The sequence below is a fragment of the Variovorax sp. KBW07 genome (genome assembly GCF_003852515.1).
Taxonomy (GTDB): Bacteria; Pseudomonadota; Gammaproteobacteria; order Burkholderiales; family Burkholderiaceae_C; genus Variovorax.
Window position 1 is genome coordinate 1 of sequence record NZ_QAJK01000129.1, and the last position, 13,984, is coordinate 13,984.

General features: G+C 68.1%; 11 protein-coding genes. 5 read left to right on the forward strand and 6 right to left on the reverse strand.

Annotation, left to right across the window (positions count from 1 at the left end; all coding sequences use genetic code 11):
* The first annotated feature begins 163 nt into the window (after nt 1-163).
* Nucleotides 164-937, forward strand: a complete 774-nt coding sequence (locus tag DBV14_RS24215) for a fumarylacetoacetate hydrolase family protein (protein WP_124462891.1) — start codon at nt 164-166, stop codon at nt 935-937.
* On the opposite strand, the gene DBV14_RS24220 is transcribed toward DBV14_RS24215, so the two are convergent.
* The gene (locus DBV14_RS24220) at nt 886-1,848 is read right to left on the reverse strand and encodes a LysR substrate-binding domain-containing protein (protein WP_124462893.1); all 963 of its coding nucleotides are present in this window, start codon (nt 1,846-1,848) and stop codon (nt 886-888) included. The genes DBV14_RS24215 and DBV14_RS24220 overlap by 52 nt on opposite strands.
* Before the next feature lie 112 nt (nt 1,849-1,960).
* On the opposite strand from DBV14_RS24220, the gene DBV14_RS24225 reads away from it, so the two are divergent.
* The gene (locus DBV14_RS24225) at nt 1,961-3,154 is read left to right on the forward strand and encodes an MFS transporter (RefSeq protein WP_124462895.1); all 1,194 of its coding nucleotides are present in this window, start codon (nt 1,961-1,963) and stop codon (nt 3,152-3,154) included.
* Between the two features lie 24 nt (nt 3,155-3,178).
* Here the strand turns inward: DBV14_RS24225 and DBV14_RS24230 are convergent, their stop codons facing one another.
* On the reverse strand, nt 3,179-4,612 hold the full coding sequence (locus tag DBV14_RS24230; RefSeq protein WP_124462897.1) for a carotenoid oxygenase family protein: 1,434 nt from the start codon (nt 4,610-4,612) through the stop codon (nt 3,179-3,181).
* Nucleotides 4,613-4,632: 20 nt separating this feature from the next.
* On the reverse strand, nt 4,633-5,679 hold the full coding sequence (locus DBV14_RS24235) for a MerR family transcriptional regulator (protein ID WP_124462899.1): 1,047 nt from the start codon (nt 5,677-5,679) through the stop codon (nt 4,633-4,635).
* A 116-nt stretch (nt 5,680-5,795) separates the two neighbouring features.
* On the opposite strand from DBV14_RS24235, the gene DBV14_RS24240 reads away from it, so the two are divergent.
* Nucleotides 5,796-6,941: a GNAT family N-acetyltransferase gene (locus DBV14_RS24240; RefSeq protein WP_311732861.1), complete on the forward strand. Its 1,146-nt coding sequence runs from the start codon at nt 5,796-5,798 to the stop codon at nt 6,939-6,941.
* A gap of 38 nt (nt 6,942-6,979) precedes the next feature.
* On the opposite strand, the gene DBV14_RS24245 is transcribed toward DBV14_RS24240, so the two are convergent.
* Nucleotides 6,980-9,769, reverse strand: a complete 2,790-nt coding sequence (locus tag DBV14_RS24245) for a diguanylate cyclase (protein ID WP_124462901.1) — start codon at nt 9,767-9,769, stop codon at nt 6,980-6,982.
* Between the two features lie 93 nt (nt 9,770-9,862).
* The gene (locus DBV14_RS24250) at nt 9,863-11,308 is read right to left on the reverse strand and encodes a PLP-dependent aminotransferase family protein (RefSeq protein ID WP_124462904.1); all 1,446 of its coding nucleotides are present in this window, start codon (nt 11,306-11,308) and stop codon (nt 9,863-9,865) included.
* A 108-nt stretch (nt 11,309-11,416) separates the two neighbouring features.
* Between DBV14_RS24250 and DBV14_RS24255 the strand changes: the two genes are divergently transcribed.
* Complete coding sequence (locus DBV14_RS24255) at nt 11,417-11,857, forward strand: carboxymuconolactone decarboxylase family protein (protein ID WP_124462906.1); 441 nt, start codon at nt 11,417-11,419, stop codon at nt 11,855-11,857.
* Nucleotides 11,858-11,864: 7 nt separating this feature from the next.
* On the opposite strand, the gene DBV14_RS24260 is transcribed toward DBV14_RS24255, so the two are convergent.
* The gene (locus DBV14_RS24260) at nt 11,865-12,809 is read right to left on the reverse strand and encodes a LuxR family transcriptional regulator (RefSeq protein WP_124462908.1); all 945 of its coding nucleotides are present in this window, start codon (nt 12,807-12,809) and stop codon (nt 11,865-11,867) included.
* 379 nt (nt 12,810-13,188) lie between these two features.
* On the opposite strand from DBV14_RS24260, the gene DBV14_RS24265 reads away from it, so the two are divergent.
* Complete coding sequence (locus tag DBV14_RS24265) at nt 13,189-13,983, forward strand: AraC family transcriptional regulator (protein WP_185546111.1); 795 nt, start codon at nt 13,189-13,191, stop codon at nt 13,981-13,983.
* Nucleotide 13,984: the final 1 nt, after the last annotated feature.

The following is a 13,984-nucleotide window of genomic DNA, read 5'->3' on the forward strand; positions in this document are numbered from 1 at the left end:
CCAGGTGCGCAGGGCATCGGGTGCTTCCCGCAGCGAAATAAAGGAGGAGCGAAGCGGGGGACATTCGCGGAGGGAAGTACCCGGTGTCCTGTGCACGCACAACGAACATGCCCCCTGCACAAGCGGCCACAAGACAAGCGCACAACCTGAGAAGATCCACCAGATGACTCCCTCCCAGACCGCACTCACAGACGCATTGGTCGCCGCGCGCCGTGGCAACCGCACCCTCGACGCCTCGCCGTGGAGCGACACGCTCGGCAGCGATACGCAAGCCTACGAAGTACAGGACGCCGTTGCGGCAGCTCTGGGCTGGTTCGACAACAGCGCCCTGCCCCACACCTGGAAATCCGGTGGCGGCTCGCGCAGCGCGACGCTCACGCATGCACCGCTGCCGCCCGTGGGTGTGCGGCAAAGCCCGGCGGACTTCCGCGACCTCGTGTTCCACACACCCGGCATCGAAGCCGAAATCGCATTGCGGCTCGGGCGCGATGTCACGCCCGCGCAAGCCGCCGCGCTCGACCACGACGACGCCCCGTCGCTTGTCGATGCCATGGCTGTCTCCGTCGAAGTCGTCGATGCGCGTTGGCAAGACCTGGCGGCCACGCCTGCCCTGCTCCGCCTCGCTGATTCGCAGGTGCATGGTGCATTGGTGCTCGGCGAATGGCGGCCCTACGCTGCTGTCGACTGGGCCTCGCAACGCTGCGAGGCCAAGGTCGGCGATGCGGCGGAAACCGTGGTGCGCGTCGGCACGCATCCGTTGGCCGATCCGGCGTGGCTGCTGCCGATCTGGCTGCGCCACCTCACGCGCCACGGCCAGACGGTGCCGGCCGGTACCGTCGTCACGACCGGCTCGTGGGTCGGCGTGCTGCCGTGCCGCCGGGGCGATCAGGTGACGGCGGAATTTCCGGGGATCGGCGCCGTGCGCTTGAGCGTGTAGCGCCCGCCGCCCACGCCCGAGCACGCCACCAGGAAGTCGAGCACCGCGCGCACCCGCGCCGGCAGCGTGCCGGCCTTGCCGATGTACACCGCGTGGATCGGCTCGATCTCGCCGGGGTTGAACTCATCGAGCAAAGGCACCAGCCGGCCCGCGTCGATGTCGTGCTGCACGTGGTACAGCGACAGCCGCGCCACGCCAGCCCCCGCGATGGCAAGGTGCCGCAGGGTTTCGCCGTCGCCCGCGCGCACCGGGCCGACCACGGGCAGCGTGATCATCCGGCCATCCACGCGCAGCGGCCAGTCGGGCGCGTTGCGCCGGTAGCTCCAGCCCAGGCGGTTGTGCGCCTCCAGCTCCTGCGGGGTGCGCGGCGTGCCGTATTTCTTCAGGTAGGCGGGCGCGGCCACGATGGCCTGGCTGGTCTCGCCGAGTCGGCGCGCCACCAGGTCGGACGACGGCAGCTGGCCCCAGCGGATGGCGATGTCGGCGCGCTCGTCCATCAGGTCGACGATGCGGTCGGTCAGCGCAATGTCGAGCGTGATCTGTGGATGCATTTCGAGCAGGCGCGGCACCAGCGGCACCAGCTTGTGCTGCCCGAAAGACACACTGGCGTTGATGCTCACGCGCCCGCGCGGCGCGGCACCGGCCGCCGCGCAACGCTCGGCCTCGTCCATGTCGGCCAGCACCCGCGTGCTGCGCTCGTAGAAGTGAAGCCCTTCGGGCGTGAGCTGCAGCTTGCGCGTGGACCGGTGCACCAGCTGGATGCCCAGCCGCAGCTCGAGCCGCGCCACCAGCTTGCTGACGGCCGAGGGCGTCATGCCCAGCAGGCGCGCGGCGGCCGAAAAGCCGCCCGACTCGACCACCTGCACGAAGGCTTCCATTTCGCCGGAGCGGTTGACGTCGATGCGTGGCATGGCGGGATCGTCCTCTTTTCTCTGGGCACCAGCTTGTGACTTGAACTCACAAGTGCTTGTACGAGCGGCATTCTAGTCATCGAAGGCGAATGTCCGCACAGTACAGGGCATCATGCCAATAGCTCTACTCGCCCTCACCGCCGGTGCCTTCGGAATAGGCACCACCGAATTCGTCATCATGGGCCTGCTGATGCAGGTCTCGACGGACCTTCACGTCACCATCACGGCCGCCGGCCTGCTGATTTCGGGCTATGCGCTCGGCGTCGCGGTCGGCGCTCCGGTGCTCACCATTGCCACCCGCAAGCTGCCGCGCAAGACGGTACTGCTCGCGCTGATGGCGGTCTTCACGCTGGGCAACCTGGCCTGCGCGCTGGCACCCAACTACGAGATGCTGATGGCCGCGCGCGTTCTTACCTCGCTGGCGCACGGCACCTTCTTCGGCGTGGGCTCGGTGGTGGCCACCGGCCTTGTGGCGCCCGACAAGCGCGCCTCGGCCATCGCCATCATGTTCACCGGCATGACCGCCGCCACGCTGCTGGGCGTGCCGGCCGGCGCATGGCTCGGCCTGCACTTCGGCTGGCGCGCGGCCTTCTGGGCCGTGACGCTGATCGGCATGCTGGCCTTCCTGGTGCTTGCCGTGTTCGTGCCCCGCGTCAAGGGCGAAACCCGCCCCGCCCCGCTGCGCGAGGAACTCGCGGTGCTGGCCCGTCCGCAGGTGCTGCTCGGCCTGGCGATGACGGTGCTCGGCTTTGCCGGCGTGTTCGTGGTGTTCACCTACATCCAGCCGCTGCTGACGCAGGTCACGGGCTTGAGCGAATCGGCCGTGTCGCCGATCCTGCTGGTGTTCGGCGGCGGGCTGGCCGTCGGCAACATCCTGGGCGGCAAGCTGGCCGACCGTGCGCCGATGGCCGCCGTGCTCGGCACGCTGGTGGCGCTGGCCGTGGTGCTCGGCGCGATGCAGTTCACCATCGGCACGCCGTTCACCGCGGTGGTGTTCGTCGGCCTGCTGGGCGTGGCCTCGTTCGCCACCGTGGCGCCGATGCAGCTGCGGGTGCTCGAGAAGGCTTCGGGGGCGGGCCAGAACCTGGCGTCGAGCCTGAACATCGCGGCCTTCAACCTTGGCAACGCGCTCGGCGCCTGGGTCGGCGGCGTGGTGATTGACCACGGCCCGGGGCTGCGCGCGCTGGGCTGGGTGGCGGCGCTGCTGACGCTCGTGGGCCTGGCCATCGCGCTGTGGAGCCGCTCGCTCGACAAGCGCGAAACGCCGCTCCGCCCGCCGGTGGATTGCGCTTCGGCGCGGGCCTGAAGCGCGGCGCAAAAACGTTGCGGCTCAGGCGCCGTTGGCCCGCCAGTTCCCGTGAAAGCCAAAAGGCACGCGGTGCGGCAGGCGGGCCACCGCCACCGGCGCGGCATCCAGCGCCTGTGCATCGAACGCCAGCAGGTCGCTGCGGTTTTCTTTCTCTCTCCAGGCGACGGCCAGCAACCAGCCCTCGCCTTCCCGCGCATCCGCATGGCGCGGCACGAACACCGGCTCCGAGAACACATCGCCCGCCGGCAGCGTGTGGATGCGGCGTTCGCCGGTATTGAAATCGAAGCAGGCCAGGCTGTCGAACAGAACGCTTTCGGCATCGTTCCTGGCCCGCGCCACCGAATGGCAGGTGTAGAAACCGTAGCGGTTGCGGCGCCCGGCAAAGCGGTCGTCGATGCGCGGGAACTCCGCCACCAGGTCATCGAGGTACTCGCGCTGGAAGCCCGTGCCATCGCCGGCCATGTCGAAGGTCCAGCGGCACAGCCGCGCGGCCATGGCGTGCGGATCGCCGGGCCGGCCCTCGGCATCGGGCAGGCCCGGCGCGGAGCCGGACTGCATCACGCAGGCCACGATGGCATCGCCGTCGTCCCAGGCGTTCATCACGTGGAAGACGTGGCACGCATCGGTGTCGAACCAGCGCATCGTTTCCACAGCCGCGCCGCGCCGCATCACGCCCACATGCGTCCGCTTGCCGGCCTCCCAGGCCAGCAACGGCTTGCCCTGCATCGCGCGCTCCACGCTGGTCGTGAGCGGCATGACCGGAAACAGCACATGCCCGCGCGTGACCATGAAGTCGTGCGCCATGCTGGCATAGGGTGCGTCGAAGGCCTGCAGTTGCGTGACTTCGCACCCCGCATCCATCACGCCGTAGAGCATGCCCGGCGTGCCGGGTCCATCGGGCGAATAGGCGAAGAAGTGCAGTTCGCCGCTCTCGGGGTCGAGCTTCGGGTGCGCTGTGCAGCGGCTGGTGATGCGGTCGCCAAAACTCTGGTGCCCTTTCGACGCCAGCGTGTGCGCGTCAAGCTCGAAGGGCTGGTGCGATTCTTCCAGCGCGAACAGCCTGCCGCCGTGCCACAGCATGCTGGTGTTGGCCGTGCCGCCGTTGCGGCCGTGTGCCACCGGATCGCTGGTGGCCGGATTGCCGAAGGTGCCGAACAGCGCGCGCCCGGCCTCGTGCTCCATCTGCCACTTGGGCGTGCGCGCCCAGCGGTTGCTGTACGACACCTTGCCGCCGGCAACATGAAAGGCGTGCACCATGCCGTCGCCCGAAAACCAGTGGTAGTTGTCGTCGCGCGGGGCGTACCGCGGGCTGGGGCCCACGCGGTAAAGGGTGCCCGAGAGTTCCGGCGGAAATGTGCCGGTCGTTTCGAGCGCCGCAATGTCGTGCTCCTCGGTCAGCGGTGCGTAGTTGCCGGTGAAGAAATGGGCGTTGGCCGCCCGGGTCGTGGGATTCAAGTTTTTCCTCGGGTTTCTGTCTATCGAATGGATTCGGGTGCCGCGTCGAGCGAATCGATGGCCTGCTGCACATAGGCGGCCAGCGCCGCGTCGATGCCCGAGCCCGCGCGCAAGGCGGGCTCGTTGTTGAAGGCCGCCTGCAGCTTCGACTGCAATGCCGCGTCGCCGCCGGCCTTGGCCAGCGACAGCGCCTGCCACTGGCGGGCCAGCGCCCGCATGTCGGCGCCGCCCGGCGCCGCGCCTTGCAGCAACTGTTGGCGCACTTCAGCGATGAGGGGCGGCCAGGCATCGGTCTGGGCAACGTAGTGGGCTCGCAGCGTCGCCATCTCTTCGGCGGTGCAGTACGGGGCGTACAGCTGCAGGCGCCCATAGGCCATGGCGTGCGAGATGTAGCTCATGCCGGCCCGGTCGATGCCGGTCATCGAGTGCAGTGCGCGCTCGTTCCAGTGCATGGTGTAGAGCTTGATGAGCAGGCCTTCGTCGCCACCGGCTTCTTCGAGCAGCAACGCGATCCATCGCTGGGCGAGGGCTTGCGCTTGCGGGCTCTCGGGCGATGCACCGGATGCCAGCAGCCCGTGGAGCGTGGCGGTCAGCGCGGCCCGCTCGGGTGCGATCGCGTCAGCGAAACCGTCGCGCTGCGCCTGCATCTGGTGGAGTTCGTCGTCGCTGAAATACTTGGCGCCCGCCACCATGCTTTCGAGCGCGACCAGCCAGTCGTCGACCGCCGGCTCTTCGCTGGCCTTCAATTGCGCCTGCAGCGCCAGCAGGTGCGTGCGCAGCGCCGTGGCCTGCCTGATCTCGCGGTCGAGCTGCGTCACCTGTTGCGCAACGACTTCCGACAGCCCGTTCGCCGCGTTGTCGAGCAGGCCCTGGATCTCGGCCAGCGACAGGTCGAGCCGCCGCAGCGCCTGGATCCGGTACAGCCGCGCGATGTCCTGGCGGTCGTACAGGCGGTAGCCGCCGACCGAGCGGCCGGACGGCACCAGCAGGCCGATGTCGCCGTAATGCCGCAGCGCACGCACCGTCAATCCGGTGCGCCGTGCGAGTTCGCCAATCTTCAGGAACATGCGTTTTCTTCTCTCTGTCTCAAGGTTGAAGGCATCGTAGGGTGTGACGTTGCGAGAGGGTCAAGCGGTCCCGCCGTTTTTCTTCGAGCAAACGCACGCGTGATAGAACTTCGCCCATGATCAAGAAGACCCAGGAAAAAATGCAGCTTCGCGACTTCGAGACCCCGGACCTCGCGGCGCTGCATCGCCTTCTCGCGGCCAGCGGCTGGTCGCACCGCATCGGCACCGAAGCCGATCTGGCCCGGCTGGTTGCGGCGTCGCAGCGCACCGCCGTTGCAGTGCGACCAAACGGCGACATCGTGGGCTTTGCCCGCGCCATCACCGATGGCATGTCGAACGGCTACCTGTCGATGGTCGCGGTTGCCGAAAGCTTCAGGCGGCAAGGCGTGGGCCAGGCCCTTGTCGAGCGGATCGTCGCGGCCGATCCGCGCGTCACCTGGGTGCTGCGGGCCGGCCGCGATGGCGCCCCGGCGTTCTTCGGCAAGCTGGGGTTCACGGCATCGACGCTCGCGATGGAAAAGCCTCGGCAGGCGGGCGCCCTGCCGGCAACGCCTCCCGAAGAAAAGAAAGATCGCCGGCAAGCCTGGCACGACGGCTCGGCCATCTGCCTCATCGCCGTGGGCGCGCATGGCGATCCGCTCGACCTGAACGCGGCCGAGGTCAAGGCACTGATCGAGCGGCTTGAAGAATGCCTGCAAGCGGAAGACCCGGGCGAACCGGCCGTTCCTGCACGCCCGCAAATTTCCGTGCGCTCCGCCGTCGAGGCCGACGCGCACACGCTGGCCGCGCTCGCCATCCAGGTGTGGCTCGGCACCTACGCCACCGAAGGCGTGAACGACCTGCTCGCGCGCTATGTGCTCGAAACATTCACCCCGGCGAAGTTCGCCGGGTGGGTGAAAGACGCCGACGCCTGCCTGCTCGTGGCCGAGGTCGACGAGCACCTCGTCGGCTATGCGCTGTTGCGCTTCGGTGCCATGCAGCCACTGGTTTCCGAGGCTGGGGCGGAGCTCTGCACGCTCTATGTGCAGGAGCCGTTCACCGGCGCCGGGGTCGGCTCGGCACTGCTTTCAAAGGCTGTCTCTTCGGTCCGCGAACGCACGGGCACCGACGCGCTCTGGCTGTCGGTCAACGTCAAGAACCGCAGGGCCTGTGGCTTCTACGAGAAGCACGGCTTTGCAGAAAAGGGTCGCACCCATTTCGTTCTGGGCGAAGGCCGCCACGAGAACCTTGTGCTGGCGCTGCTTCCTCCCATCGAAGCCTGAGCGAACCCGGGTCGCCCCGGGTTCCGGCAAACCCGCCGTCAGTGTTTCTCGGTGGAAGGATCGGGCAACGCCGCCGGCTTGCCCGCCGGCGTGGCGAAGAACTCGAAGCGGTTGCGCCCCGCCGCCTTGGCGTTGTAGAGCGCCGCATCGGCCCGCGCCAGCAGCTCGGCGGCGGTAACGGAAGAATCGGCGGCGCGGTGAAACGCGATGCCGACGCTGGTCGTGACCTCGATCTGCTGGCCCTCGACCACGAACGGCGGCGCATTGATGCGCTCCACGATCTTTTCCGCCACCGAGGCCACATCGCCCGGCGCGCTCAGGTTTTCCAGCACCAGCACGAACTCGTCGCCGGCGAGCCGGGCCACCATGTCGGTGGCGCGCACGCTGCCCAGCAGCCGCCGCGCATATTCGACCAGCACGGCGTCGCCCACCGCATGGCCCATGGTGTCGTTGATCGACTTGAAGTGGTCGATGTCCAGGAACATCAGCGCGAGTGAATTGCCCGTGAGCCGGCCGCGCAGCACCGCATCGGGCAGGTATTCGTTGAAGGCCAGCCGGTTCGGCAGGCCGGTGAGCGTGTCGAGCCGCGCCAGTTCGATGAGCTTGTGCTCCACCACCTTCAGCGCGGTGATGTCGAGCGCCAGCGAGAAGATGCCGTGCGTGGTTCCGTCGGGGCGCGTGTCGGGCACGTAGATCACCTGGGTGACGCGATCGAAGCCGGTGCGCTGGGTGTGGGCCTCGAACTCGACCTTTTCGCCCGCCAGCGCCCGCGCGATCATGGCCTTGCGCGAGAGGTACACGTCGGTACCGGCCACGTCCTGCACATGGCGCCCCAGCACCTGCGAGGGCTCCAGCCCGAGCCATTCGCGGCTGGTGGCGTTGGCGAAGGTGATCTTTTCCTCGCGGTCGATGTAGGTGATCAGCGCCGGCATGCTGTTGGTGATGGTGCGCAGGCGCAGCTCGCTCTCGGCCTGGCGAATCTCCGCCTCTTTCAGGGCCGTGATGTTGAAGGTCATGAGGTAGAAGCCCAGCACCTCGCCCTTCAGGTTCTTGTCGGGAATCAGGTTGACCTGGAAGTAGCCCTCCTTGCCGCGCATGGGCGCATGCACGGGAAAGCGCACCTTCTGGCCCGCGAACATCATCGGCAGGTAGCGCTCCAGCTGCACGTACATGGCTTCGCCCAGCGCGGTGCGCAGCGTGAGGCCCTTCAACGCGCGTTCGCTCCCACCCACGCCCGCGAACTGCCGCGCCCGGCTGTTGCCGTACAGGCAGTTCTGCTCGGGGTCGAAGTAGCCGACCAGCGCCGGGATGCTGTCGGTCACGTCGCGCAGCCGTTTTTCCTGCTCGGTCAGCGCCTTGCGGATGTTCACTTCTTCGGTGATGTCGAAGGTCATCGAGAACACGCCCTGCACCACGCCGTCGGCGTCGAGGTCGGGAATGTAGTGGGCCTTGAAGGTGCGCTCGCCGATGCCCAGCGCCGGGTCGCCCCGTTTCTCGACGATGACCGCCGTGCCGGCCAGCGCGCGCCGGAAATGCGGCTCGACGACGGCAAAGTCTTTCTCGCCGCGAACCTCGGGCATCAGCCGGCCGACCAGCGGCGCGTTGTTGTGCAGCGCCCTGATGTGCGCGTTGACGAAGGTGTAGCGCAGCGACGCGTCCACATGCGACACCATGGCCGGGATGTTGTCGGCAATGGTGCGCACCTGCGCCGCGCTGTGCGCCAGGGTCACCTCGCTGGCGCGGCGCTGCGCCATCAGCGCGTCGAAGGTGCGAGAGAGGTCGCCGATCTCGTCCTGCGCGTAGTTGCGCGGCCCCGCCACTTCGGCCGGCGCGTCCTGCGCGACCTGCATGTGCCGGTGCAGGTCGGCCAGCGGCCTCAGTTGCCGCCGCACCACGCCCAGTGCCAGCGCGCCCGCCGACAGCGCGAGCAGGAAGGCGCCCAGCCAGGCGCCGCGCTCGATGGCGTCGAGGCGGGCAAAGGCCTCGGCGCGCGGGTACATCGAGCCGACGATCCAGTTGGTCTGCTCGGTGCGGTCGAAGGCATACAGGCCGGGCACGCCGCCCTCGTCGATGCCTTCGCTGGTGCCCTCGAAGCCCGCCACGGCCCGCACGATCTCGGGGCTGCCGCCGCCCTCGGCATCGATGCGGTTCAGGATGCGCGAGGTGCGCGGGTGGTCGACCACGATGCCGTCCGCCGTCACGATGAACAGGTAGCCCGTCTTGCCGAAGCGCACGTCGGCGAGCTTGCCCAGGATGTTGCGGTCCTTCAGGTTGATGGCGCCCGAAATGACGAACTTCACCTTCCCGGTGCTGTCGAGCACCGGCTCGGTGATGGCCACTTGCGCCAGCCCGTTCAGCCGGTTGCGGTACGGCTGCGAAATGACGCCGGCCTTGTTTGCCACGGTCTCCTGGAAATAGGCCCGGTCTTTCAGGTTGACGGCGCCGATCTGCTGCGCGCCGTTCTGGTTGGCCACCAGGTTGCCATCGAGGTCGATGAAGGCCACGTTGTCGAAGGCCAGCTTGAGCCCCGCGTGCTTTTCAAGAAAGGCCTGCAGCGGCGCCGGATCTTCGAAGCCCTGGGTTTCCACGCTGTCGCCGAAGGTCTGCAGCAGGATGCGGCGGCTGCTGAATTTCTGGTCGATGGCGTCGGCAATGGCTGTCACGCGGCCCAGTTGCTCGTCCGCGATCGAGGTGCGCATCTGGCTCTTGACCAGGTGCAGCGCCACGGTGGCAATGGCGAAGGTGGCGGTCAGCACGACCGCCGCGACGCCGAGGCTGAGGCGGGTGTGCAAGCCGATGCGGATTTTCGAGAGGCCCGGTAGATTCATCAGTGTTCTTTGGCTGACCAGTGCTTCATCTTCTCCGATTTCAGGGTGTGCAGATGTAAGGGTCTGCCGCGTGCGGGCCCGTGCCGGCGGGCATCAGCCCATCTGCATGAGCACGTCGCGCACGCGGTCCAGCGACGGGTCGATGTCGGCTTCGTCGATGGCGCCGTAGCCCAGCATCAGCCCTGCCCGCGGCGGCGAGAAATGAAAGAAGGCGTCGAGCGGATACAGCCCCACGTCGACGCGGCGCGCCAGCGAAATGAGCTGCGGCACGTCGAGCGGCCGCCTGCACAGCGCCGCCAGGTGAATGCCCGCCGTGGCCGGCACCAGCTCGAACCACGGCGACAGGTCGTCGGCGAAGCGCCGGATGATGCGCGCCCGCCGCGCCGCATACGCCGCGTGGCAGCGCCTGATGTGTTTTTGCAGATGGCCATCCTCGATGAACCTGGCCAGCGCCCATTGCGACGCCGTGGCGGTGTGCCAGTCGCTCAGGTGCTTGGCCGTGCCCACGGCCTCCAGCACCGCCGGCGGCGCGATCAGGTAGCCCAGCCGCAGGTCGGGCGACATCGTCTTGGAGAAGGTGCCGACGAAGGCCACGCAGCCTTTCTTGTCCATGCGCTGCAGCGAATCGGTGGGCCGGCCTTCGTAGCGGAATTCGCTGTCGTAGTCGTCCTCGATGACGACGGCGCCCAGCGCGTCCGCGCGTGCCAGCAGCGCCTTGCGGCGGCGCAGGCTCATCGGCATGCCGAGCGGAAACTGGTGCGCCGGCGTCACGTAGATCAGCCGCGTGCCGTCGGGAATACGGTCGACCACCAGCCCTTCGGCATCGACCGGAACGCCGACCACGTTCGCGCCCTGCGCGCTGAAAAGCAGCCGCGCCAGCGGATAGCCGGGTTCTTCCATGACCACCGTGCTGCCGGGCTCGACCAGCACGCGCGCCACCAGGTCGAGCGCCTGCTGCGCGCCGTTGGTGACCAGCACGTCGGCCGCCGTGCAGCGCACCCCCCGTGAAAACGCCGCGTGCCGGGCAATGCCGTCGCGCAGTCCGGGCACGCCCTCGGCGTCGCCGTACAGGCCGCGCGAGCGCGCGCCCTGGCGCAGCGCGTGCAGCATGCAACGGCGCCAGTCGGCATGCGGAAAGAGATCGCGCGCCGGCGCTCCGCCGATGTATTCGTAGCGCGCGCTGCCGGCCGGCGCCGCATGGCGCAGCGGCGTGCTCATGCCGCGCCAGTGCTCGGCCATGGCCGACCCCGCCAGCGGCCGTTCGGCCGGCCGCTGCAGCCGCAGCGACGGCTGGCGCGCCGCGCCGTCGGCCACGAAGGTGCCGCTGCCGACGCGGCCCGTCACCAGCTTGTCGAAGGTCAGCCGTGCGTAGGCCTCGGCCACGGTCTTGCGCGACAGCCCCAGTTGTTCGGCCAGCAGCCGCGAAGGCGGAAGCTTCTCGCCCGCGGCCAGCCGGCCGGTGCGAACGGCCTCCTTCAGCTGCCGGTACAACTGCCCGGTCAGGTCCTTGTCGCCGTCGATGACGACATGCAGTTCCATCGGATTGGCCTCTTCCAAATGCCTCGGATTGGCCGCCTCCGGCAGCCCCTTGCGTTCCTAGCATGGAGGCACATTCGATCAACCACTACCGCTGAAGGAACGGACACCATGCAAGCCCGGCTGGATTATCACAAGGCCTCTCCCGATGCCGTGAAGGCGCTGATCGCGCTGGAGGTCGCCCTGGCCAGGCGCGGCCTCGACAAGAACCTCGTCAACCTGGTGAACCTGCGCATCTCGCAGATCAACGGCTGCGCCTACTGCATCGACCTGCACACGGCCGACCTGCGCAAGGCAGGGGAAACCGACCGCCGGCTGGCCACGGTCAGCATCTGGCAAGACACGCCGTTCTTCACCGAACGCGAACGGGCCGCGCTGGCCTGGGCCGAAGCGGTGACGCAGGTGTCATTGACGCATGTGCCCGATGCGGCCTACGAGGCGCTGCGTGCGCAGTTCAGCGAAACGGAACAGGTCGACCTGACCATGGCCATTTGCGCGATGAACAGCTGGAACCGGCTGTCGATCGCGTTTCGCAAGACGCTGACGGCCTGAGGCGACGCTAGATTTCGCCGAGCATCCCGAAGTCGCTGTCGCCCTGTTGCACGGCGTTCACCAACTGCACCCGGTTGCGTGCGGCGAAGCGGCGGCGCAGCTGGCGCATGTGGTAGTCCACCGTGTGGGACGACAGGTCGAGCCGGTTGGCAATTTCCTTGTCGCTGCGGCCCTGCAGCAGGTGCTGCAGGATGTCCTGCTGCGTGGCCGAGATCTCGATGCGCCCCGTGCCCGGCGCGCCGACCATGCGCGTGTGGCGCGACACGTATTCGTGCACGCTCAGGCCCAGGATCAGGCCCTGCCCGATCACGCTGTCGCTGATCCATTCACGCCCGGGCTTGCGCGACAGCAGGCTGATCACCGTGTGCTGGTTCACGTGCGTGGGCGAGGCCAGCCGAAACAGCAGGCCGCTGCGGATGTCGCTGGCATGCAGGTCGTCGAGAAAGCGCCGCCGCAGGCCGCTCGGGTCTTCGGGCGCCTGCGCCGCCAGGGCTTCGAGCTGGGCCACGTCCCACGCCAGCGGCAGGCTCGACGCGGGCACGCCCTGCTGCCGCAGGTCGACCCCGCAGTAGTTCTGTGCAAAGTAGCGCTTCGTCCATTCGGGGTTCGCGTAGGCGGTGAAGAAGCTCAGCGGCCACCAGCGACCGCGCATGTAGGCCACCGCACCGTAGCCCAGCCAGTCGAAGTCCAGGGTGTGGAGCATGCCGCGCACCAGTTCCGCGCGGGCTTCGGTACCGGGTGCTTCGAGCAGGTCGCCGACGATGCTCGGGGCCCCGCCGGCATGCCGGTCGATGCCGGGCGGCAGATAGAGATGCTCTTCCGTGTAGAACTGCGGCGCGGGGCAACCCGGTGGCAGTTCGGTGCCGGTGTCCGGCGACGATGCCGGTTCGAGATCGTTGGTCTTCGACAGCGAAGCCGCCGCGACACGTTGCAACATGGTGGACAGAATCATGGGACGCCCGATAGATGTGCCGCACGCACCGGCCGGTGCTGCAGGCGAGCCGGCAAATTACCAAAGCGCAACCGCCGCGCCTTGTAGATTCTTAGCTTCATGCACATTCCAGCCAAGGCACGCGGGCGTTGCAACACCATGGTGTTCGACCTTGCAACACAACTGAATACCTTCGCCTGAACGATGCGCGCAGGTCATCAGGTCATGCAGGATCGAGCCTTCACAGAAGCAGGTGGCACTGGCATGCTGCCTGCACCACAAGCCCATACCTGAAGCCTGTTCAACCCGTCTTTCGATGGACCTCCTTGCCTCCCGCTATTGGCGAGACGTTGACCTCACAGGTCTTCAATTCACTGCCAACCGCTTCCTGCACCGCGAAATGCGGCCTCACCGGCACGTGGGCTTCACGCTCTCGGTGTCCGATGTCGAACTGCGCGTGCGAACCGGCAACGACGTCACCGTCGTGCCACCGGGCACGCTGCTGCGCGTCGCGCCGCATGTGTGGCACTCGGTGCAGGCGCGCACGGTCCCCTGGCGTGAAGACGCCATGTATTGCAGCTTCGACGTGGCGCGCTGCATCAGCCCCACGCTCGGCAATGCCCAGTTCGCCCGTACGGAAGAGAATGCCGGCGTTTCGGTATTTCTGGACGCGGCGGCCGCGCTCGAGTTTCTCGAATGCCACCGGCTTCTCTACGCCCCCACGAGCACCGGCAACAGCGAAGACATCGCGGCCGGCCGTGCGCTGTTGCGGCGGCGTCTGGCGCAATGGATTCCAGCGCAGCCGCCTGCCGCGGCGCCGGTGCCGGACGTGGGCGACGAGCGCATGAACCGGCTCTACGAGCTCATCGCCTCGGGCTTCCACCAGCGCATGACGCTCGACAGCCTCGCCGATGCGGTCGGCTGGCACCCGGTGCATGCGCACCGGCGGTTTCGCGCCGCATGGGGCTTCACGCCGCACGAGATGCTGGTGGGCCACCGCATCGAGTACGCACGCGACCTGATCGCCGGCGGCGCACGCGTGACCTACGCGGCGCACGCGGCGGGCTTCACCGACCAGAGCCACCTGCACAAGACCTTCCTGAGCACCTATGCCGTGCTGCCGGGCGACTACCGCAGGCTCGCCGTGCTCGACGAACTGCAGCCGCCCTCGGCCAGGAACGGCATCGCGGGCTAGG

What these genes read in the sequence shown, in the direction of transcription:
- DBV14_RS24225 (WP_124462895.1), top strand. Translation starts at nt 1,961, where the DNA reads ATGCCAATAGCTCTACTCGCCCTCACCGCCGGTGCCTTCGGAATAGGC.
- DBV14_RS24235 (WP_124462899.1), bottom strand. Translation starts at nt 5,679, where the DNA reads ATGTTCCTGAAGATTGGCGAACTCGCACGGCGCACCGGATTGACGGTG.
- DBV14_RS24220 (WP_124462893.1), bottom strand. Translation starts at nt 1,848, where the DNA reads ATGCCACGCATCGACGTCAACCGCTCCGGCGAAATGGAAGCCTTCGTG.
- DBV14_RS24245 (WP_124462901.1), bottom strand. Translation starts at nt 9,769, where the DNA reads ATGAATCTACCGGGCCTCTCGAAAATCCGCATCGGCTTGCACACCCGC.
- DBV14_RS24240 (WP_311732861.1), top strand. Translation starts at nt 5,796, where the DNA reads ATGATCAAGAAGACCCAGGAAAAAATGCAGCTTCGCGACTTCGAGACC.
- DBV14_RS24260 (WP_124462908.1), bottom strand. Translation starts at nt 12,809, where the DNA reads ATGATTCTGTCCACCATGTTGCAACGTGTCGCGGCGGCTTCGCTGTCG.
- DBV14_RS24250 (WP_124462904.1), bottom strand. Translation starts at nt 11,308, where the DNA reads ATGGAACTGCATGTCGTCATCGACGGCGACAAGGACCTGACCGGGCAG.
- DBV14_RS24255 (WP_124462906.1), top strand. Translation starts at nt 11,417, where the DNA reads ATGCAAGCCCGGCTGGATTATCACAAGGCCTCTCCCGATGCCGTGAAG.
- DBV14_RS24215 (WP_124462891.1), top strand. Translation starts at nt 164, where the DNA reads ATGACTCCCTCCCAGACCGCACTCACAGACGCATTGGTCGCCGCGCGC.
- DBV14_RS24265 (WP_185546111.1), top strand. Translation starts at nt 13,189, where the DNA reads ATGCGGCCTCACCGGCACGTGGGCTTCACGCTCTCGGTGTCCGATGTC.